The sequence below is a fragment of the Sphingomonas radiodurans genome (assembly GCF_020866845.1).
Taxonomy (GTDB): domain Bacteria; phylum Pseudomonadota; class Alphaproteobacteria; order Sphingomonadales; family Sphingomonadaceae; genus Sphingomonas; species Sphingomonas radiodurans.
Map to the genome: position 1 here is coordinate 2,227,946 of NZ_CP086594.1, position 21,772 is coordinate 2,249,717.

General features: G+C 66.6%; 16 protein-coding genes and 1 tRNA gene. 9 read left to right on the forward strand and 8 right to left on the reverse strand.

Going from position 1 to position 21,772, the window contains the following annotated elements; translation table 11 throughout:
• Positions 1–10 precede the first annotated feature (10 nt).
• Positions 11–931 (forward strand): ABC transporter ATP-binding protein, encoded by a 921-nt coding sequence (locus LLW23_RS10365; protein ID WP_228945252.1) that lies wholly within the window; start codon positions 11–13, stop codon positions 929–931.
• A gap of 110 nt (positions 932–1,041) precedes the next feature.
• Here the strand turns inward: LLW23_RS10365 and LLW23_RS10370 are convergent, their stop codons facing one another.
• The gene (locus LLW23_RS10370; protein ID WP_228945254.1) at positions 1,042–1,971 is read right to left on the reverse strand and encodes a DUF808 domain-containing protein; all 930 of its coding nucleotides are present in this window, start codon (positions 1,969–1,971) and stop codon (positions 1,042–1,044) included.
• 274 nt (positions 1,972–2,245) lie between these two features.
• Between LLW23_RS10370 and LLW23_RS10375 the strand changes: the two genes are divergently transcribed.
• The 5 genes from LLW23_RS10375 to LLW23_RS10395 all read left to right on the forward strand — a co-directional run bounded on the left by LLW23_RS10375 (position 2,246) and on the right by LLW23_RS10395 (position 6,161).
• On the forward strand, positions 2,246–4,306 hold the full coding sequence (locus LLW23_RS10375; RefSeq protein WP_228945257.1) for a S9 family peptidase: 2,061 nt from the start codon (positions 2,246–2,248) through the stop codon (positions 4,304–4,306).
• The gene (locus tag LLW23_RS10380; RefSeq protein WP_228945259.1) at positions 4,303–4,746 is read left to right on the forward strand and encodes a DUF2059 domain-containing protein; all 444 of its coding nucleotides are present in this window, start codon (positions 4,303–4,305) and stop codon (positions 4,744–4,746) included. Before LLW23_RS10375 ends, LLW23_RS10380 begins: the two co-directional genes overlap by 4 nt.
• Complete coding sequence (locus LLW23_RS10385; RefSeq protein ID WP_228945261.1) at positions 4,743–5,303, forward strand: DedA family protein; 561 nt, start codon at positions 4,743–4,745, stop codon at positions 5,301–5,303. The genes LLW23_RS10380 and LLW23_RS10385 overlap by 4 nt, the downstream gene beginning before the upstream one ends.
• A complete protein-coding gene (locus tag LLW23_RS10390; protein WP_228945263.1) occupies positions 5,300–5,692 on the forward strand; it encodes an acyl-CoA thioesterase in 393 nt (130 codons plus the stop codon). The genes LLW23_RS10385 and LLW23_RS10390 overlap by 4 nt, the downstream gene beginning before the upstream one ends.
• Before the next feature lie 79 nt (positions 5,693–5,771).
• Positions 5,772–6,161, forward strand: a complete 390-nt coding sequence (locus LLW23_RS10395; protein ID WP_228945265.1) for a VOC family protein — start codon at positions 5,772–5,774, stop codon at positions 6,159–6,161.
• A 24-nt stretch (positions 6,162–6,185) separates the two neighbouring features.
• Here the strand turns inward: LLW23_RS10395 and LLW23_RS10400 are convergent, their stop codons facing one another.
• The 5 genes from LLW23_RS10400 to sucC form a co-directional block, all read right to left on the reverse strand.
• Positions 6,186–7,778, reverse strand: a complete 1,593-nt coding sequence (locus LLW23_RS10400; protein ID WP_228945266.1) for an ABC-F family ATP-binding cassette domain-containing protein — start codon at positions 7,776–7,778, stop codon at positions 6,186–6,188.
• 137 nt (positions 7,779–7,915) lie between these two features.
• Positions 7,916–8,572 carry a phytanoyl-CoA dioxygenase family protein gene (locus tag LLW23_RS10405; protein ID WP_228945268.1) on the reverse strand — a complete coding sequence of 219 codons (657 nt, stop codon included), beginning with the start codon at positions 8,570–8,572 and terminating at the stop codon, positions 7,916–7,918.
• A gap of 72 nt (positions 8,573–8,644) precedes the next feature.
• Positions 8,645–9,574, reverse strand: coding sequence for an electron transfer flavoprotein subunit alpha/FixB family protein (locus LLW23_RS10410; protein ID WP_228945269.1), 930 nt, complete (start codon positions 9,572–9,574; stop codon positions 8,645–8,647).
• Positions 9,575–9,668: 94 nt separating this feature from the next.
• A complete protein-coding gene (locus LLW23_RS10415; RefSeq protein ID WP_228945271.1) occupies positions 9,669–10,418 on the reverse strand; it encodes an electron transfer flavoprotein subunit beta/FixA family protein in 750 nt (249 codons plus the stop codon).
• 113 nt (positions 10,419–10,531) lie between these two features.
• Positions 10,532–11,731, reverse strand: coding sequence for an ADP-forming succinate--CoA ligase subunit beta (gene sucC, locus LLW23_RS10420; protein WP_228945273.1), 1,200 nt, complete (start codon positions 11,729–11,731; stop codon positions 10,532–10,534).
• 145 nt (positions 11,732–11,876) lie between these two features.
• Here sucC and LLW23_RS10425 point away from each other — a divergent pair, with 145 nt between their 5' ends.
• Both LLW23_RS10425 and LLW23_RS10430 read left to right on the forward strand, forming a co-directional pair.
• Complete coding sequence (locus tag LLW23_RS10425) at positions 11,877–14,582, forward strand: ATP-dependent DNA helicase (RefSeq protein WP_228945275.1); 2,706 nt, start codon at positions 11,877–11,879, stop codon at positions 14,580–14,582.
• Between the two features lie 12 nt (positions 14,583–14,594).
• Positions 14,595–15,134, forward strand: coding sequence for a SixA phosphatase family protein (locus LLW23_RS10430; protein ID WP_228945277.1), 540 nt, complete (start codon positions 14,595–14,597; stop codon positions 15,132–15,134).
• Positions 15,135–15,253: 119 nt separating this feature from the next.
• Here the strand turns inward: LLW23_RS10430 and LLW23_RS10435 are convergent, their stop codons facing one another.
• Positions 15,254–19,876, reverse strand: a complete 4,623-nt coding sequence (locus LLW23_RS10435) for an NAD-glutamate dehydrogenase (RefSeq protein ID WP_228945279.1) — start codon at positions 19,874–19,876, stop codon at positions 15,254–15,256.
• Positions 19,877–19,956: 80 nt separating this feature from the next.
• The gene (locus LLW23_RS10440; protein ID WP_228945281.1) at positions 19,957–21,012 is read right to left on the reverse strand and encodes a PAS domain-containing protein; all 1,056 of its coding nucleotides are present in this window, start codon (positions 21,010–21,012) and stop codon (positions 19,957–19,959) included.
• A 141-nt stretch (positions 21,013–21,153) separates the two neighbouring features.
• Between LLW23_RS10440 and LLW23_RS10445 the strand changes: the two genes are divergently transcribed.
• Positions 21,154–21,229, forward strand: a tRNA-Thr gene (locus LLW23_RS10445).
• Positions 21,230–21,772: the final 543 nt, after the last annotated feature.

A 21,772-nucleotide genomic window follows, 5' to 3' on the forward strand; every position in this document is an offset into this window, starting at 1 on the left:
ACCGCGCGACATGACCGATGCCGCGATCGCGATCCACAATCTCTGCAAAACCTATGAGGGCGGCAAGCGCGCGCTCGACGGGGTGAGCTTCGACGTGCCGCGCGGCACGATCTTCGGGCTGCTGGGGCCGAACGGCGCGGGCAAGTCGACGCTGATCAACATCCTGGCGGGGCTCGTGAACAAGACGAGCGGCACGGCCTCGATCTGGGGCTTCGACATCGATGCCCACCCGCGCAACGCCAAGGCATCGATCGGGATCGTCAACCAGGAGATCCTGTTCGACCCGTTCTTCACGCCGGTAGAGACGCTGGAGATCCAGGCCGGGCTCTATGGCGTGCGCAAGAGCGAGCGGCGATCGATGGAGCTGCTGCGTGCCGTGCATCTGGAGGACAAGGCATCGGCCTATGCGCGCACCTTGTCTGGCGGCATGAAGCGACGGCTGATGGTGGCTAAGGCGATGGTCCATTCGCCGCCGGTGCTGGTGCTCGACGAGCCGACCGCGGGGGTCGATATCGAACTGCGGCAGCAGCTGTGGGCCTATGTGCGCGAGTTGAACGCCGGCGGCGTGACGGTGGTGCTGACGACGCACTATCTCGAGGAAGCCGAGCAATTGTGCGACCGAATCGCGATCATCAACCACGGGAAGGTGGTCGCCAACGAGCCGACCGGGCAACTGCTGAGCCGGGCGCAGGAGAAGGTGGTCGCGGTCACGGTGGAGCGCGATGTCGCGACGCTGCCGCAGGCGGTGTGCTTCGAGAAGATCGCGCTGAAGGGCGCGCGGACGCTGGAGATCACCTATTCGAAGGACAAGGTGAACGCGGGCGAGGTGCTGGCGGCGGTGCAGGCGGCGGGGTTCGGCATCGTCGATGTATCGACGCGCGAGGCAGATCTGGAGGATGTGTTCCTGAGCCTTACGCGGGCAGTGGCGTAGGTTTTTCCGTCATGCCGGGCTCGTCCCGGCATCCACCTGTTAGCGCATCCAGCGCATGAAGGAGTCGCGGCGCCGTGGATGCCGGGACGAGCCCGGCATGACGATGACGCTCAGTGCTTCTTCGGCTTGAGGTGCAGCAAGCCGACGATCACGCCGCCGACGATGATCCCCACCACGGCCGACAGCCCGGCATAGACCAGCCATTCCAGCATCGGGCCGATTGCCGCCACGGAACGGCCAGCAAATTCCGATGCGTGGTGAATCCATTCGGGCAATGGAGTCAGGTGATATTCCTCCAACCCGTGGACGATGATCTGCCCGCCGACCCACAGCATCGCGGCGGTGCCGATGATGCTCAACGCCTTCAAGACCACCGGCATCGCTGAAACTAGCCCGCGGCCGATCGCCTGCGTGCCGGCGCCTTCGCGCGCGGCCAGCGCCAGGCCGAAATCGTCCATCTTCACGATCAGCGCAACAACGCCATAAACCGCCACGGTGATGACCAAGCCAACCAGTGCAAGCGCGATGCCCTGGTTGATGAGGCTTTGATCGGAGAGTTCGGCAAGCGCGATCGCCATGATCTCGCCCGAGAGGATCAGATCGGTGCGGATCGCCCCCGCCACCTGTCGGTCCTCGAGCTGCTTGGGATCGGTGATCTCGGCCACTTCGGCGGCATGATGCGTGCCGGTGAACGCCTCGAAGATCTTTTCGCTGGCTTCGAAGCACAGGTAGGCGCCACCGAGCATCAGGATCGGCGTGATCGCCCAGGGCGCGAACGCTGACAGCAGCAGCGCGGCGGGGAGCAGGAACAGCAATTTGTTGCGCAGGCTGCCCAGCGCGATTTTCCAGATGATCGGCAGTTCGCGTGCGGGGCTGAGCCCAGTGACGTAGCGCGGCGTGACCGCAGCATCGTCGATGACCACGCCGACTGCCTTCGATCCCGCTTTCGCAGAGGCGGCAGCGACATCATCGAGGCTGGCGGCGGCGAGCTTCGCGATGACGGCGATATCGTCGAGCAGCGCGACTAGGCCTCCGGCCATGCAGTACGTTCCTTATTGCGGCGTTCAACCGTGCCATCGCGCACCGAGCGCGTGTGGGCAAGCGGCCAATGCCGAGTCACCAGCACGAAAAAAAGGCCGATCCAAAGGACCGGCCATGATAGTTTTTAGGAGAGGATGCCTGAAAGGCGTGACCCTTGTGCGCCGCAGCATCATGCGCTGCAACTGCAAAAACAGTCGACTTAGATGCAGTTCTTGCAATCATAGCTGCGCTGCGGTGGATCGACTCAGGCGCGCAGCGGCCTAAGGAAGGGGCATGAGTCTTCCCGCAGCCCCCATCGCCGCCACCCGCCCGCATTCGTTCGAGGCACACGGCGTCACCATCGAGGATCCCTGGGCGTGGCTGAAGGATCCCAATTACCCAGACGTCGACGACAAGGACGTGCTCGCATACCTCGAAGAAGAGAATGCCTATTTCGAGGCCGCGATGGCGCCGCATCGGCCGCTGATCGATCGCCTGTACGAAGAGATGAAGGGCCGCATCAAGGAAGACGAATCCTCGGTGCCGCAGAAGGATGGGGACTGGCTCTACTGGGCCGCGTACGAGACCGGCGGCGAGTATCGCAAATGGTGGCGCAAGCCGGTCGCGGGTGGCGCGGACCAGTTGCTGCTCGACGAGCCGGCGCTGGCCGAGGGCAAGGAATATTTCCGGCTCGGCGCATTCGCGGTGTCGAACGACGCGACCAAGCTTGCCTATGCGATCGACGACAATGGCTCGGAGCGGTTCACGATCCATGTGAAGGATCTCGTGACCGGTGCGCTGCTGCCCGACACGATCCTCGGCATGCTTTCCGACATCGTCTGGGTCGCGGACGATTCGGCGTTCCTCTACGGACTCGCCAACAAGGAATGGCGCACCGACAATGCGCGGCTGCATCGCCTCGGCAGCGATCCGGCCGATGACGTCGAGCTATTCCATGAGGACGATGAGGGCTATCGCGTCGGCGTGTCCGAGACGAGCGACCGGCGCTGGATCGTCATCGCGACGGGCGATCATGTGACGAGCGAAGTGCGGCTGTATCCGGCGAATGATCCCCTTGCCGAGCCGATCCTGGTGGCGCCGCGCCAGCCGGGCCGCGAATATGATGTCGAGACGCATGGCGACAAGCTGTTCATCCACACCAACGACATCGACCCGATGTGGCGGCTCGTCACCGCACCGCTTTCGGCGCCCGGCGAGTGGACCGAACTGATCGGGCCGAGCGCTCATTTCTACATGACCGGCGTCGAATGCTATCGTGACTTCTTCGTCGTCGAGGGGCGCGAGCAGGGCCTCGATCAGGTGGCAATCCACCGCTACGATTCGCCGACGGTGGGCGAGCGGATCGCGTTTCCCGAGGCGAGCTATGCCGCCGGGCTGGGCGACAATCCGGAATATGATCAGACGATCCTGCGCGTGAGCTATGAGTCGATGGTCACGCCGGGCACCGTCTATGATTATGACGTCGCGACGCGCGCGCTGACCGTGCTGAAGATGCAGGAAATCCCTTCGGGCTATGACGGCGACCGGTATCGCACCGAGCGGCTGCACATTGCGGCGCGCGACGGGACGCAGGTGCCGGTGTCGATCGTCTATCCGGCTGACTTCCCGAAGGACGGCAGCCGGCCGTTGTTCCTCTATGCCTATGGCGCGTACGGCCATGCGATACCGCCCGGCTTCTCGACGGGGCGGCTGTCGCTGCTCGATCGCGGCTTCGCCTATGCCATCGCGCATATCCGCGGCGGGGACGATCTGGGGCAGCAATGGTATCATGACGGCAAGCTGGCGAAGCGGACCAACACCTTCACCGATTTCGTCGATGTCGCGCGCGGGCTGATCGATGGCGGCTGGACCAGCGAAGGGCGGATCGCGATTGCGGGGCGATCGGCGGGTGGTGAGCTGATGGGTGCGGTGGTCAATTCAAACCCCGAGCTGTGGGGCGCGGTGATCGCCGACGTGCCGTTCGTCGACGTGCTCAACACGATGCTGGACGACACCCTGCCGCTGACGCCGGGCGAATGGCCCGAATGGGGCAATCCGATCACCGATCCCGCCGCGTTCCAGCTGATCCGCAGCTACAGCCCGTACGATAATGTGCGGGCGCAGGATTATCCGCCGCTGTTCATCTCGGGCGGGCTCAACGATCCGCGCGTGACCTATTGGGAGCCCGCGAAATGGGCGGCCAAGCTGCGCGCGACCAAGACCGACGACAATATCCTGCTGCTCAAGACCAACATGGGCGCTGGGCATGGCGGCAAGTCCGGGCGGTTCGAGAGCCTGCGCGAAGGTGCGGAGGAGCATGCGTTTGTGCTGTGGCAGTTGGGGGTGGAGGGATGATGCTTTTGGCTTTTGCTCTGGCGCAGGCGGCGGCCGTGCCAACGACGGACGCGACCGCGCTTGGCGCGCGGCTCGCACGCAGCGGATCGATCATGGCGCTGCTGCCGATGGTCGCGCAAAAGGACACCGAGGAGCTGGTCGCGGCGCATCCCGAACTTTCAGCAGACGAGCAGCAGAAGCTTCGCGAGACCGCAAAGGTGACGTTCGAGGCTGGCATGACGCGGATCGAGACGGCGTTCGGGACGGCTTATGCGAAGCGCTTTACCGAGGCCGAGTTGCGCGAATTGGTGGCGCTGGCCGAGAACCCTGCTCAGCGCAAACTGCGTGAGGTGCAGCCGGCGGTGATGGCCGAAGCGCTGGGATCACTCGGGTCACTCGATCTCAAGGCCGACATCGCGGCTGCATTCTGCCGCGACACCGGCAAGCTCTGCAAGCGGTGACGATCGAGGCGATCGTCGCGCGCTGGGGGGTCGCAGCGGTGTTCGCCGGGGCGATGCTCGAAGGCGAGACTGCTGTGATCGCCGGCGGACTGATCGCGCACCAGGGATATGTCGCCTGGCCGTTCGCGCTCGCGGCGGCGGCGCTCGGTTCGTTTCTTGCCGACCAGTTCTTCTTCGCCGCCGGGCGCCGCTATCGTGATCGCCCGCTGGTGCAACGCTGGACGCAGAAGCGGGCGTTCGCGAAGGCGCTGCAATTGCTCGAACGCTATCCGACCGGCTTCATCTTCGCGTTCCGGTTTCTCTATGGTTTTCGCACGGTGAGCCCGATCGCGATCGGGACGAGCCAGGTGCCGCTGGCGACCTTTCTGCCGATCAACGCGGTCGCCGCGATCGTCTGGGCGGCGTTGTTCACCGCGCTCGGCTATTGGTTCGGCGAAGCGGTGACCGAGGCGGCGGGGCGGCTGCGACCGAGCCGACATACGTTGCTGATGGGCATCGCGGTGCTGTCGAGCGGCTTCGCGATCTTCCAGTTCGTGCGCTGGTGGAGGGGGCGATGAGCTTCACCAAGGTCTTCACCGCCGCGCCGGCGGACATCGACGAGCTTGGCCACGTCAACAATGCGGTGTGGGTGCGCTGGGTGCAGGAGCTTGCGGTTGCGCACTGGGAGTCAGTGGCGCCGGCCGAGCATCGCGCCGCCTTCATCTGGGTCGTGACGCGGCACGCGATCGACTATCGCGGCAATCTCGCGGTTGGGGCGACGGCGACCGGCGAGACGTGGGTGCCCGAGCCGCCGCGTGGGGCGCGCTTCGATCGCCATTTCCGCTTCGTCGATGCAGACGGCAAGACGCTGGTGGATGGCGTGACGACCTGGGCGCTGCTCGATCGCGCCAGCGGCCGGCTGCTGCGCGTCCGCCCCGAAATCGCCGCGCCGTTCCTCGAGGGCTGACTTGTTCCTGCCATCGCGCTGACGCAAGACGGCGGCTCGCCCGCCGGAATACCGCCGGGCCAATCTGGGGAGAGGATCTATGTACAGCCACATGATGGTCGGATCGAACGACATCGATCGGTCGAAGAAGTTCTATGACGCGCTGTTCGGCGCGGTCGGCGGGAAGCCCGGGTTCCAGGACCCCAAGGGCCGGCTGATCTACATGCACAATGGCGGGCTGTTCCTCGTTTCGCAGCCGATCGACGGCGAGCCCGCGACGCACGCCAATGGCGGCACGATCGGCTTTGCGATGGACGGGCCGGAGCAGGCGAACGCCTGGCATCAGGCGGGCGTCGAGGCCGGCGGCACGGCGATTGAGGATGCGCCGGGCGTGCGCGCGGGCGGCGGTATGGGCGATCTGTACCTCGCTTATCTGCGCGATCCCGATGGCAACAAGCTGTGCGCGCTTCACCGCATGCCGGCGGCCTGATCGACTCCTCCCCCTCCGTCGACTTCAGGCGGCGGGGGAGGGCAGCGCGATGCGGCGGGTGAGCCCGATGGCGTCGAGGAACGCCGCATCGTGGCTGACCACCAGCAACGCGCCATCATAAGCGTTGAGCCCCGCCTCGACCGCGGCGATCGATTCGAGATCGAGGTGGTTGGTCGGCTCGTCGAGCAACAGCAGCGACGGCAGGATCGGTCCGCCGAGGACGCAGGCGAGCCCGGCGCGCAGGCGCTGCCCGCCGCTCAGCGTATCGACGCGCTGGTTCGCGGCATCGGCGCGGAAGCCGAACCGCGCGAGCGCAGCGCGGCAGGCGTTGTTGTCCATACCGGGGTTCAGCCGCGCGAAGTTCGCCGCGATCGTTAGCGATGGATCGATAAGACTCACTTGCTGGTCGAAGAGCGCGAACGGCACGCGGGTAGCGATGTGGCCCGATTTCGGCGCGAGCGTGCCGGCGATCAGCGCGAGCAATGTCGACTTGCCGGTGCCATTCGCGCCGGTGATCGCGATTCGCTCTGGCCCGATGATTTCTAGCGACACGTTATCCAGTACCAGGACGCCATCGGCATAGGCGAAGTGCAGTGCGGCGACATCCAGTACGCGCTGGGATGCGGCGAGGCCGGTGGTGGCGATCGTGATCGCGAGCGGATCGACGCGTTCGATCCGTGCCTTGGCATGCGCCACGTCGCGCGATGCGTCGGTGATCTGGCGCTCGGCCAGCCGCGCATTCCCGCCGCGAGTTCTTTCTGCGCGATCGCGGCGCATCCCGAGCAGGACCTTGGGCATGTCGCCGCGCACTGCCTTGCGGGTGCCGGCGGCGTCGCGGCGCTGCTGACGTTCGACGGTTTGCTGCACCGTCTGTTTTACGCGCGCCATGCGTTGCTCGGCCGCCTCGGCAGCCTGTTCGGCGGCGGCAAGTTCGATCGCCTTGCGTGCGCGATAGGCGCTCCAATTGCCGCCGTAGCGTTGTGCGCCAAGCGGCGTCAGCTCGACGATCGCGTCCATTTCCTCGAACAGCGCACGATCATGGCTGACAACGATCGCGCCCGTGCGCCAGTCGCGCAGCAAATCGAGCACCGCTGCCCGGCCCTGCGCATCGAGATCGTTCGTCGGCTCGTCGAGCAGGAGGAAATCCGGCGCGGCGAAAATCGCGCCGGCCAACGCGGCGCGAGTCCGCTGTCCGCCGGAGAGATGCGCCAGGGGTTTGTCCAGCGGTGCATCCAGACCCATCGCCGCCAAGGCTTGTTCCGCACGTGCTTCGAGCGTCCAGTCGATGTCGGTGAGCTCTTCGATGGAGGCCAGACCCGCCTCCGCCCGGTGCAGCGCGGCGAGGACAGTTCGGATACCCATGAGATCGGCGATCGATTCGTCCGCTGCGGTATGCGTCAGCTGCCGGAGGCGGGCGATCGAGCCGGACCGCGTGATGCTGCCGGTGCTCGGCGCAAGATCGCCAGCCAGCAACCGCAGCAGCGTGCTCTTGCCGACGCCGTTACGGCCGACGATGCCGACACGTTCGGCGGAGAAGCTGATCGAAACGTCGGTGAGGACGGCGTGGCCGTCAGGCGTGGACCAGCTGAGGTTGGTCGTGGTGAGCGAACTTGGCACGGGCGTGAACTTTCCTGGCGGCAAGGCGGGGCGTTGCGGGCAGGGACATGTTCACGACGGGGGCTCCTCGAAGAGTTGCGGAAATAAACGTCAGCGGGATCCGGCGCAATGCGGCGCGCGCTACTAAACGGCGGGTTTTAAATCCCGAGCCAAGCCAAGGGTGATGGCAACGCGCTAGCCGCATAATCGACCTGAAGCACGCGGCGGTGGTCCGATCCCTGTGCAGCGGCGGACGCATGAACGATGGCGGTGCGGTACGCCCAGACGTCGCCCGCGCTCGCAAGGCAGGTATATTTGTCGCACCGGCTGACCAGCGCTTCGATCGCGTTATCGGTCAGCCGCCCGGCACCGTGCGATCCGCGAGCGATCAACAATGGCGCGTTGTCGGCGGGCACGTCGTCGAGGTGGATACGCAGGGTGAGCATCGCCTCGATCACAGCGAAGGGGGGTTCGACGTGTTGCAGATCGGCCTTCCGGCTCCATGGACCAAAACCGGGCACTTCATGTCGTTCGCGAACGACGATCGTGCGGTCCTGATGCCAGCCGAGCGACCAGTTCGTCGCCGGTGTCTTGTCGAACAGGATGGCGCGGACGGGCCGGGCGGCGGGGCCGAGATAGCTTTTGGCGATCGCGCCGATCGCCGGCGTGGCGAGTATGCGGCGTAGCGCGGGATTGCCGTGAAGCCGGATGCCGGCCCGGTCAGGCGACAGAGTCGTTGTGACGTTGCGGAGGCCTTCGAGAATCGAAAGGGCGGCACCCGCATGGAGTGCCGCCCCGTCCGTGTCGAAGTTCATACCCGAACTCGCCGTCGCGGCGGAGCAAGTCGCGCTGCAACAACCACTACGGCGAAGCCGTCGTCCAGGAGCTCAGAGCTTCTCGGTCAGCTCCGGGACGACCTTGAACAGATCGCCGACGAGTCCAAGGTCTGCGACCTGGAAGATCGGGGCGTCTTCATCCTTGTTGATCGCGATGATGACCTTCGAGTCCTTCATGCCCGCAAGATGCTGGATCGCGCCGGAGATACCGACGGCGACATAGACTTCGGGGGCGACGATCTTACCGGTCTGGCCAACCTGATAGTCGTTCGGGACGTAGCCCGCATCGACCGCAGCGCGACTGGCGCCGACGCCGGCACCGAGCTTGTCAGCGAGCGGCTCGATGATCGAGCGGAAGTTCTCGCCGTTCTGCAGCGCACGGCCGCCCGAGACGATGATTTTCGCGCTGGCGAGCTCAGGACGCGCGCTCTTGGCGATTTCCTGGCTCTGGAAGGTCGATAGGCCCTTGTCGCCGGTCGAGGATACCGCCTCGATCGTCCCCGAGCCGCCCTCGGCCGCTGCCTTTTCGAAAGCAGTGGTGCGGACGGTGATGACCTTCTTGGCATCCGACGTCTGCACCGTGGCGATCGCATTGCCAGCGTAGATCGGGCGCGTGAACGTATCTTCGCTCTCGACCGACAGGATGTCGGAGATCTGCATCACATCGAGCAGCGCGGCGACGCGCGGTGCGATGTTCTTGGCCGAGGTGGTCGACGGCGCGACGAATGCGTCGTGGTGACCCATCAGCTCGACGATCAGCGGCGCGACATTTTCGGCGAGCGCATGTGCGAACGCATCGTCGTCAGCGACGTGGACCTTGTCGACGCCGGCGATTTTCGCTGCTGCCTGTGCGACGCCGTCGATGCCCTTGCCCGCGACCAGCAGGTGGACTTCGCCCAGTTTCGACGCGGCGGTCACCGCGGCGAGCGTTGCATCCTTGACGGTCGATCCGTCATGCTCGACCCAAACTAGAGTCTTCATCTTGAACCTTCCTCGGGGCGTCTGCCCCTCTCATCCGTTCGTTCGAGAGCCTTTCGACAAGCCTTGAACGAACGGGCTTTTGGTTGCTTCCGGCTTACTTGGCGATGCCCATCGCGTGCAGCTTCGTCACCAACTCATCGACGTCGGCGACCTTGACGCCGGCCTGGCGTTTGCCCGGCTCGACGACCTTGAGCGTCTTGACGCGCGGCGCGACATCGACGCCGTAATCGGCGGCGGTCTTCTGCGCCATCGGCTTGGACTTGGCCTTCATGATGTTGGGCAGCGAGGCGTAGCGCGGCTCGTTGAGGCGCAGATCAGTGGTGACGATCGCTGGCAGCTTGTAACTGTCGACTTCGAGCCCGCCATCGATTTCGCGCGTAACCGTCATCGTGTCACCCGACACTTCGACCTTCGAGGCGAACGTGCCCTGGCCCCAGCCAAGCAGGCCGGCGAGCATCTGGCCGGTCTGATTGTTGTCATCGTCGATCGCCTGCTTGCCGAGGATGATCAGCTGCGGCTGTTCCTCGTCGACGATCGCCTTGAGCAGCTTGGCGACGCCGAGCGGCTCGACGCGGTCTTCGGTGACGACGAGGATCGCACGGTCCGCACCCATCGCGAGCGCGGTGCGCAGCGTTTCCTGCGCCTTCTGTTCGCCGATCGACACCGCGATGATCTCGGTAACCACGCCCTTTTCCTTCAGGCGGATGGCTTCTTCGACCGCGATCTCGTCGAACGGGTTCATGCTCATCTTGACGTTGGCCAGATCGACCCCCGTCCCATCCGCCTTCACGCGGGGCTTCACGTTATAGTCAAGCACGCGCTTGACCGGGACTAGCACCTTCATTCCGCTCTCCAAATCGTCACCCCGGCAAACGCTGGGGTCTCCCGGTTAGGTCGCGCTCCATGTCGGGGAGATGCCGGCTTACGCCGGCATGACGATGGAGGCAGTTCGAATTCTTATGCCGCCTTCTGCACCTCGGCGACGATCTTCTTGGCAGCATCGCCCAGGTCGTTGGCCGGAACGATCGCGAGCCCCGAGGTGGCGAGGATTTCCTTGCCCTTCTCGACGTTCGTGCCTTCCAACCGAACCACCAGCGGCACCGAAAGGTTCACTTCCTTCGCCGCGGCGACGATGCCGTCGGCGATGATGTCGCATTTCATGATCCCGCCGAAGATGTTGACGAGGATGCCCTTCACGTTCGGATCGGCGAGAATGATCTTGAACGCCGCGGTCACCTTCTCCTTCGAAGCGCCGCCGCCGACATCGAGGAAGTTGGCGGGGAACATGCCGTTCAGCTTGATGATGTCCATCGTCGCCATCGCGAGCCCGGCGCCGTTGACCATGCAGCCGATGTCGCCATCGAGCTTGATATAGGCGAGGTCGTACTTCGACGCCTCGAGCTCGGCAGGATCTTCCTCGGTCTCGTCGCGTAGTTCGACGAGGTCCTTGTGGCGGAACAGCGCGTTGCCGTCGAAGGCGACCTTCGCGTCGAGCACCAGCAGCTTGCCATCGTCGGTAACGGCGAGCGGATTGACTTCGATCTGCTCGGCATCGGTGCCCATGAAGGCATCGTACAGCTGCGACGCGGTCGAGGCGGCCTGCTTGGCGAGATCGCCGGTGAGGCCGAGCGCGCCCGCAACGGCGCGGCCGTGATGCGCCTGGAAGCCGGTCGCGGGATCGACCGAGAAGCTATGGATCTTCTCGGGCGTGTCGTGCGCCACGGTCTCGATGTCCATGCCGCCCTCGGTCGATACGACGAAGGCCACGCGGCCAGTCGCGCGATCGACGAGCAGCGCGAGGTAGAATTCCTTGGCGATGTCGACGCCGTCGGTGACGTACAGGCGGTTGACCTGCTTGCCGGCATCGCCGGTCTGGATCGTCACCAGCGTGTTGCCGAGCATCTCGGTCGCGGCGTGGCGAACCTCATCCTCGGTCTTGGCGAGGCGGACGCCGCCCTTGGCCTCGGGCGGCAGCTCGACGAACTTGCCCTTGCCGCGGCCGCCGGCGTGGATCTGCGCCTTGACAACATAGAGCGGCCCGGGAAGCTTTTTCGATGCCTCGACCGCCTCGTCGACGGTCAATGCGGCATAGCCGGCGGGCACTGGCACACCGAACTTTGCGAGCAGTTCCTTGGCTTGATATTCGTGGATGTTCATGCCGGAGCGCGCCTCACCATAACAGAAGTCATGCGGCCTTAAGCACAGGGGGGCGGGGGAATCCAGCCTTGGCTTCAGGTTTGTCGGTTCCCAAGGGGCATCGCGACGCTGGATACGGTTGCCGCTTTGTTCTATCGACCCGAGCGTGACGTCGCTTCCGTACCCTGCGCTCCACGCCAGCCATACCGGTATCTGGATCGCGCGTGGCGATGAGGTGCGGCAGGTGTCGCGGGGCGAGGCGATCCGTGCGGCGGCTGATACGCCGATGATCGTGATGAATGCACCGCTGATCGGGCAGCGGCTGGGCTATGCCGATCTGTCGGGGCTGGACCTGCTCGAACTGTTCGCGTTCCTGCGGCCGGCGCGGTTCATGGTGCCGACGCCCAAGGGGCTCGCGACGGTGACTGGGCTCGACTTGCCCGCGGACGATGCCGCGGTGGCGCCGTTTCTGCACGCGGCGGCCGAGCGGCTGCTGGCGATCCCGGCGGGCGAGTGGGCCGAGCGCGAGGGCGGGTGGACGGCGGCGCAGTCGCTGTTCCGGCTGCGCTGGTCGTGGGCGCCGCTGCTTGTCGAGCGGATCAGGAAGCCGGCGCAGAACGAACGCTGGCTGTTCTCGAAGCTGCCCGAATGGGACGAGGCCGCGCCGCGCCCGGCGCCGCGCACCGTGACGATCGATCAGGCGGCGACTCAGGCGACGCTTGCGACGCTGGTGGGGCAGGGGGCGGAGACGCGGCCGGGGCAGCGCGCCTATGCCGCCGCCGCCGCGGATGCCTTCGCGCCGCGGACGACGCGCGAATCGCCGAACCTGGTGCTGGCGGAGGCGGGGACGGGGATCGGCAAGACGCTGGGTTATCTGGCGCCGGCGAGCCTGTGGGCGGGCGCGGCGGGCGGGGCGGTGTGGGTATCGACCTATACCAAGGCGCTGCAGCGGCAGCTCGGGCACGAAACGCGGCGCGTGTATCCCGACGATGCGGTGCGGCGAGTAAAGGTCGTCACGCGCAAGGGGCGGGAGAATTATCTGTGCCTGCTCAACCTGGAGGATGCGCTGCAGGGCGGGTTCGCGGGGCGTGCGGCGGTGCTGGCGCACCTCGTCGCACGCTGGGCGGCGTTCAGCATCGATGGAGACATGGTCGGCGGTGATCTGCCGGGCTGGCTGACGACATTGTTCCGGCGCAACGGATCGACCGCGCTGACCGATCGGCGCGGCGAATGCGTCTATGCTGGGTGCCCGCATTACCGGAAATGCTTCATCGAGCGTGCCGCGCGCGCCTCGGCCGAGGCGGACATCGTGATCGCCAACCATGCGCTGGTGATGGTGAATGCGGCGCGCGGGCGCGAGCAATCGACCCGGCCGACGCGCTACGTGTTCGACGAGGGGCATCATTTGTTCGATGCGGCCGATTCGATGTTCGCGACGGTACTGAGCGGGCAGGAAACGATCGAGCTGCGGCGCTGGATCGTGGGGCCGGAAGGCGGCAGCCGGGGGCGGCGGCGGGGGCTGGCGGCGCGGCTGTCGGACGTCGCGAGCTACGACGAGGCGGGTGGGCTGGCGATTGCGGATGCGGTGCGCGCGGCGCAGGGGCTGGCGGCGGACGGTTGGTTGCAGCGTGTTGCCGAGGGGCAGCCGTTCGGCCCGATCGAGTCGCTGCTGGCGAGCGTGCGGGGGCTTACCTACGCTCGCGCCGAAGGGGCGGAGGATGCGGGCTATGGGCTGGAGACTGAGCTTGCCGAACCGTCGCCCGAGCTGATTGAGGCGGCGGCGCCGGCGGCGCAGGCGCTCGATGCGCTGTATCGGCCGCTGGTGGTGCTCGGCAAAAGGCTCGAGGCGGTGCTGAGCGATGCGCCCGACTGGCTCGATGCGGCGGCGCGGGCGCGGGTCGAGGGGGCGATCGCCTCGCTGGGGTGGCGTGCAGAGACGGTCGCGGCCTGGCTGTCGCTGATCGCGCGGGTGGGCGGCCCGGCGAGCCCGGACTTCGTCGACTGGCTCGCGGTCGATCGAATCGAGGGCCGCGAGTTCGACATCGGGCTGCACCGGCATTGGCTTGATCCGACGCGGCCATTTGCCGAGATCGTGCTGAAGCCGGCGCATGGCGCGCTCGTCACCTCCGCGACGCTGACGGCGGGTGGCGATTGGGAGACGGCGGAGGCGCGCGTCGGGGCGACGCATCTGCTGCGCCCCGCGGCGCGGTTTCAGGCGGAGAGCCCGTTCGATTACGCCGCTCGTGCCGAGGTGCTGGTCGTGACCGACGTGAAGCGCGGCGACGTGCCGGCGCTGAGCAACGCCTATGCGCGGCTGATCGAAGCGGCGGGTGGCGGCACGCTGGGGCTGTTCACCGCGATTCGGCGGCTGCGCGGCGTTCATGCGCGAATCGCCGACCGGCTGGCGCGCGCCGGGTTGCCGTTGCTGGCGCAGCATGTCGATCCGATCGACACGGGCACGCTCGTCGATATCTTTCGCGACGATCGGCACGCGTCGTTGCTTGGGACGGATGCGCTGCGTGATGGAGTCGACGTGCCCGGTCATTCGCTGCGGCTGGTCGTGATGGAGGGCGTGCCGTGGCCCAAGCCGACCGTGCTGCACGCCGCGCGGCGGCTGGCGGGCGGGGGGAGTGCGTATGATGATCGGATCGTGCGGGCGCGAATGGCGCAGGCGTTCGGGCGGCTGATCCGCTCGGCCGACGACCGCGGCGTGTTCGTGCTGCTGTCGGCCGCGACGCCCTCGCGACTGCTCGATGCGTTTCCGCCCGGCGTGCCGATCGCGCGGGTGACGCTCGACGAAGCGATCGCGCGAGTCGCATCGCGGCTTTCCTCGCGCGCCGCCTTGGGGCATGAGACGGCTCCCGCATCCTAACGGAGATCAGGCGTGAAGACGTTGACGCTGCTGCGCCACGCCAAATCGGGTTGGGACGAAGGCGTCGCGCGCGATTTCGACCGGCCGCTGAATGCCAAGGGCCGCAAGGCTGCGAAGGCGATGGGCGAGCATCTGAAGAGCCTCGACGCGACGTTCGATCACGTCGTCGCCTCGCCGGCGCAACGCGTGGTGGAGACGCTCGCGGATCTCGCGGGAGGCTTTGGCGCCGAGATCGAGCCGGCGTGGGACAAGCGGCTTTATCTTGCCTCGGCGGCGACGCTGCTGGACGTGGTGCGCGAGACGCCTGCGGATGCCGACACGCTGCTGGTGATCGGGCACAATCCGGGGCTGGAGGATTTCGTGCTGCTGCTGATGGAGGGCGGCGAGCCGGCACTGATCAAGGCGGCGGAGGACAAGTATCCGACCGCGACGGTGGCAGAACTGACGTTCGCGGTGGACGACTGGACCGATGTGGCGCCTGAGACGGGAATGCTGACGCGGTTCATTCGGCCGCGCGATATCGATCCTGCGCTTGGGCCGGACGAGGATTAGGCCTCCACCGAACGCCTCATGGAGGCTAGGGATCGGCTTTCGCGGCCCTCTTGATGCGAAGCGTTTGCGGACGGGCCCCACCCCAACCCTTCCCCTGAAGGGGAGGGGCTTAGAAGAACTTACCGCCCCAGCAGCATGCGCGCCTGGCTGGCCACTTGCGCCAGCATCGCGGCGCTTGGGGCGGCGGATTGGCGGGCGCGGGCGACGACGGCGCTGAATTGCGCGACGCGGGCGGGGTTGTCGCGCAGCCACGCCTCGACCGCGGCGTCGGGATCGTGCTTCTTGTCGCGCGCCAGGAAATCGAGCCGCATCTGCTCGAAATCGCGCACCAGCCCGGAGACGAGCAGTCGCTCCCACGGATCGGACGCGGCGAGACGCGCCGCCGACGCCTGCGCCCAATCCAGACCCAAGGCTGCGCCGAGCCGCGTATAGGCGCGGGTCAGCTTGGTTTCGTCAGTCTTCGATTTGGTGCTGAGATCGACGAGGCCGATCGCACCATCCATTTCGTGTAGCCGCACGACACGCGCAGCCAGCGCATCGGGCGCCCCGGCGCGCGCGAGCGCGGCGGCGATCCGCGCGCTTTCGGCACGCGCTTCTTCGAGCAGCAAGTCAGTCGCGTGCGTTTCGAGCCTGGCGACGCCCTTGCCGATGCGATCGAGCACCGCGCTGGGCAGGCTGCCCGGGGTGATGACGCGCAGCAGATCGGCGACTTGCGAGCGGACCGCGCGTGCAACGCCGCCGAACAGCGCGAGCCGGCCGGCTTCGGACATGGTGGTCGTCTCGATGTCGCGCCACAGATCTTCGAGCGCGAACAATTTCTCGACCACTACGAACATCGCCGCGACATCGCCGAGTGCCGCGCCCTCTTCCTCGGCCAGCTCGAACGGCACCAGGATGCCGATGCGGTTGACGATGCGGTTGGCGAGCTTGGTCGCGACGATCTCGCCGCGCAGCTGGTGCCTGGCGATCGCCTTGGCATAGGTCTCGCGCATCGCAGCCGGGAAGGCGGCGAACAGGTCGGGTTCGAGCAACGCATCTTTGCCGAGCCCGGCGTTCTCGACCGCATCCTGCAGCGCGAGCTTGGCGGTAGCCAGCAGCACGGCAAGTTCCGGCCGGGTCAGCCCGTGGCCTTCGCCAGAGCGGCGCAGCAGATCCTCGTTCGGCGCGAGCCCCTCGACCTGGCGATCGAGCCGGCCGGTCGATTCGAAGATCTCGATCGCGCGCACGTAGCTCGGCACGCCGCGCGCGCCGGCGCGCTCGGCGATCGACAGCGCGAGTGTCTGGAGGCGATTATCCTCCAGCACGAGATGCGCGACATCATCGGTCATCGCGCCCAGCAGCGTGTTGCGATCCTCGAACGAGAGCCGCCCTTCCGCCATCTCGCGATTGAGCGCGATCTTGATGTTCACTTCATTGTCCGAACAATCGACGCCGGCCGAATTGTCGATGAAGTCGGTGTTGATCCGCCCGCCATTGAGCGAGAAGGCGATGCGCCCCGCCTGTGTGACGCCAAGGTTCGCGCCCTCGCCGATCGCGGTGGCGCGCAGATCCTCGGCATCGACGCGCAAGCGATCGTTGGCGGGATCGCCGACCGCGGCATTGTTCTCGGACGCGGCCTTCACATAGGTGCCGATGCCGCCGAACCAGATCAGATCGACCGGCGCCTTCACGATCGCCGAAATCAGCGTGCCCGGCTCCAGTTCGTCGACCGCAATGCCGAGCGCCGCCTTGACCTGCGCCGATAGCGGAATCGTCTTGGCGCTGCGCGGGAACACGCCGCCGCCGGCGGAAATCAGGCTCTTGTCGTAATCCGCCCAGCTCGACCGCGGCAGCGTGAACATGCGCGCGCGCTCGACCCAGCTGGCCGAGGGGTCGGGATCGGGATCGAGGAAGATGTGGCGGTGATCGAACGCCGCGACGATCTTGAGCGTCTGTGAGAGCAGCATGCCGTTGCCGAACACGTCGCCCGACATGTCGCCGCAGCCGACGACGCGGATGACGTCCTTCTGCACATCGACGCCGCGTTCGGCGAAGTGGCGCTGCACCGAGACCCATGCGCCCTTGGCGGTGATGCCCATCGCCTTGTGGTCATAGCCCTGGCTGCCGCCGCTGGCGAAGGCATCGCCCAGCCAGAAGCCGCGTTCGAGCGCGATGGCGTTGGCGATGTCGCTGAAGGTCGCGGTGCCCTTGTCGGCGGCGACGACGAAATAGGGATCCTCGCCGTCGTGGACGCGCACGCCTTCGGGATGCACCACCTTGCCGCCGACGATATTGTCGGTGATCGACAGCAAGGTGCGGATGAAGATGCGGTAGCTTTCGGTCCCCTCGGCCAGCCAGGCGTCGCGATCGGTGGCGGGATTTGGCAGCTGCTTGGGATAGAAGCCGCCCTTTGCGCCGGTCGGTACGATGACCGCGTTCTTGACGCGCTGCGCCTTCATCAGCCCAAGGATCTCGGTGCGGAAATCGTCACGCCGGTCGGACCAGCGCAGGCCGCCGCGCGCGACCGGGCCGGCGCGGAGATGGATGCCCTCGACGCGCGGCGAATAGACCCAGATCTCGCGCCACGGCAGCGGCGCGGGCAGATCGGGAACCTGGCTGCTGTCGAGCTTGAAGGCGAGCGCCTCAGCGCCGGCCGGGGCGAAGGCGTTGGTACGCAAGGTGGCGGAGATCACCGCCTTGAACGCGCGCAGGATACGATCGTCGTCGATCGCCGCAATCGCATCCAGACCTTCGGCGATGGTTGCATCCACCGCCGTCAGATCACCCGACGCTTGCGGATCGTGCGCCAGCGTGAAACGGTCGATCAGCGCCTTGGCGAGCACCGGCGCCCGTTCCAGCGCATCCACGACGGTCGCCAGGCCATAGCTCAGCCCCGTCTGGCGCAGGTAGCGGAACCAGGCACGATAGAGCAGAACCGCCGAGGGGGTGAGCCCGGCGGCGGTCATCAGCCGATTGAACGCATCGTTTTCCGCCTCGCCCTTCAGCACGGCAGCGATGGCGCCTTCGAGCATCGCGCGATCGAGTTCGGCGACATCGCTGGGCAGGCGGACGATGAAATCGTGGACGAAGCTGTCGCTATCCTCGCGCAGCCGCGTGGGCAGTTCGCCGATCACGCGATAGCCGAAATTCTCGAGCACCGGCACCGCTTCGGACAGCGCCAAGGCGCCGTGCGACTTGTAAATCTTGAGTCGTTGGTCCTCGCCGGCGACCGGCGGGTAGATGCGTACCGCGCGATCATCAGGATCGCTCAGATCGGCGATGCTCAGGATGTCGTCGGCAGCCTCCTCGGGCGTGCTGACATTGCGATAGTTCGGCGGGAAGGCGTCGGCCCAGCGCAGCGTGAGGCGGGCCGCGCGTGCCGGCGCGATGCGCTCGGCCAGCGCCGCTTCGACATCGCGATCCCAGCCGCGCACCATCTTTTCCAGCCGCGCGTCGAGCAAGGCCGCGTCGGGCATCACGCCGGACTGGCGCAGATCGATCGTGAAGCGGATCATCGCGACGTTGCCGTCCTCCAGCGCGATCGACCAGTTGAGGATCGCGCCGTTCGCCGCCTTGGCCAGCATCTCGCCGATCGCGATGCGGCGCGCGGTCGTCAGATCGTCGCGCGGCAACCAGGCGAAGGCGAACAGATGCCGGCCGAGCGCCGAGCGCATCAGCACAAGCTTTGGCCGCGGGCGATCGGCCAGGCTCATCGCGGTGAGCGCGAGCGTTTCGACGCCATCGGCGTCTACCGCGGTGACCAGGTCGTGGGGCAGCGCGGCCATCGCATGCGTCAGCGCCTTGCCGGCGTGACCGGCCGGATCGAAGCCGAGCTTCGTTTCCATGTCGGCAAGCCGCTGGCGCAGCACGGGCACGCTACGCGGCGGCGCCTTAAGCGCGGCGGACGTCCACAGGCCGGCGTGGATCGACAGGCCGACGATCGTCGCGCCCTGCCGGATCGGCACGACGACCAGGTCGATCGGCACGCGGCGATGGACCGGCGAGATAAGGCTCGACTTCAGCAGCAGTGGCGCTGGCTTGCCGCCGGCGAAATAATCGAGCGCCAGCCGGCGCGAGCGATCGGCAAGCAGCGGCGGCTCGTGCGCGTTTCGCGAAAGGCCAAGCGGTTCGCCCTCGACCTGGCCACTCGCCATCCAGCGCTCGTGCCCGAGCAGGGTGAAATGGCGATCGAGGAACCAGCGCATCAGCGAGGCGCCCTCGACGTCTCCGCCGGTATCCTCGATCATGCCGGCGTCTGCGGCGAGCGTCGCCTGCATCCGCCGCCAGTCCGCGACGGCGACGCGCACGTCAGCGAGGTCCGCAGTGAGATCTTCGACCAATTCGCGCCGTTCGCGCGCGTCGGCACGCTCGGTCTCGATATAGATCATCGATTCGCGCATGCCGGCGTCACCGACGCCCTGCAGCACGCCTTCCGCATCACGCGTGACGGACACGACGGGGTGGATGATGCGATCGATCGCGATATCGTGTGCGCCGATTGCGCCGGCGATCGAATCGACCAGGAATGGCATGTCGTCGTTGACGATCGCCAGCCGCATTCGCCGCGTGACGCCGTCACCAGGCAGCGCTTCGAGCGCAATCGCAATGGTGCCGGGCGCGCGCCGTTCGGCGGTGGCGGCAAGGAAAGCCGCGGCCTCGGCCTGCTCCGCCGGGCCGAAGCCGTCCAGTTCGCCGGGTAGCGCCCCCTTGGTGAGCCGCTCGGCCAGCGCTTGCGTGAGCGCTTTCATCGATGCTTTCGACATGGCAGAGCCTATGCGCCGGCGCGGCGCGCGGCTCAACCCTTGTACGTCATGCTAGTATCTATTGCGACGATCCGCGCGTTTCAGCCGATCGCCGTCGATGGCTTGCGTCGCGCCGCGCGGGCTGCGGCCACGACGGCCTTGATGCCGCCCGGATGCGTTTCCAGGAAGCTCGGCAGACCGCCCGACGGCACTCCGGCTGCCGCGCCGGCTGCGAGGACGGCGGCGAGTTCCGTCACCTTGTCCTTGTCGCTTTCCGGGCCGAAGACGAGCCGCACCAGCGGCGCCATCATCGATCCGCCGCGCGTGAGCGCGATCCCGGCGTCGGCCAGCAACGCATCGAGGGCTGGCCGATCAGCGGCGGCGACGATCGCGAGGTCATGCGCCTCGCCGAGCGCACGGTATAACGCAGCGCGACTGCGCCGTTCGGCCGCATCGGACGCAGCCGCAGTCCCGCGCGCGAACGCCAAGCGATCGGCAAGCGCGCCTTCGCTCACGCCCTGATCGTTCGCGGCGCTCGGCCCGTCGGCCCACACCGTCGCTGGCGCCGCGACCTTCGGCGCGCTGCGCACCGCCGCGGCAAGCTCGGCGACGAGCTGCGCCTGTTGGTCGACGCCGACGACTTCCTTCCAGTTGATCACGCCATAGATGTGATCGATCGTGATACCGTTCGACGAGAAGGGCATCAGAATCCCGCGATACATCATGGCGTGGCCGCGCGTGCCGACGAACTCGGCCTCGAACCCGATCGGTGCGCGATTCGCGATGATCTGCAAGGTGTGATCGGTCAGCCGCGACAGCAGCGAGCGTGCGGGCACTTCGGACAGTCGCGTGATCGTCTGATCGAGTGCGCATTCCTCGCGCAGCGCGCGGCCGAGGAAGCGGATCGCGGGATCTTCAATGCCCCCGGTGAAATCCAGCAGCACGCTATGTGCGCCGAAATCGGCGTTCCCGGCGGGATCGAGATGCTCCACCGCCGGGAAATCCTGCCCCTTCAGCAGCGACACCCAGTAATTGTAGGCGCGCACGTGCATGCGCCGCTCGTCGGTGCCGATCTCGATCGTCGCTTCACCGACCCCGCCATCGGTGGGATCGTTGCCGCCGTCGTCGTGCGCGCGATCGAAGCCGCGGATATCCATGCCTACAGTCCTTCGGACGCTGTGCCCCTGCGCTCCTCTTGCAATCGTTTTGGTAAAGGCGACGTAAAGCCGCGCGCCCGCTTGCGCGACGAAAGCCCCGCTGCTAGGCGCTGCGCCTCGACGGGCCCTTCGGGCGCGTACGCCGCTTTAGCTCAGCTGGTAGAGCATCGCATTCGTAATGCGGGGGTCACAGGTTCGAGTCCTGTAAGCGGCACCACCTTCTTTATGGCACTTCCGCAAGGGAAACGGCGGCGGCTGAGGCTAAGGGGCTTTGGCTTGGGGAACCACGTGGGTCCTCGCTGGGACGCTTTCAGTAGGAACGTCCGGCGGACCAATCAGCGCTGCGACCCTCGCATCGATCACGCGCGGATAGTGAAATGTGTGCTGTTCAGGGTGCACCGCGGGAGAGCCGAATAAGCGAGCGGCACAGTTGTTCGGAGCTGGGCGTCGAACGGCCATCGATACGCTACGTCTCTCACCGGCCGGATCAAACGCCGTGGGTTATGCACATCCGTGATATAGCGGAACGCGGACACGCTACGGCTATTTCGCGGTCTGAATCCTGCTGCACGTGGAAGGCTGAGCCGTGAACCACAAGTGCGTCTACCAGCTCTACCAGCTCTACCGGAATGATGGACTGAGCCTTGTGTCAGCGCGGCCAACTGCGATCGGTAATCTGTGGCGCTGGCGAAAAGCGAAACGGCTGAGCTTGCTTTGCCTCGCGCAACTCACTCCGGCCGCAGGCTCGCCCCTCGTACTC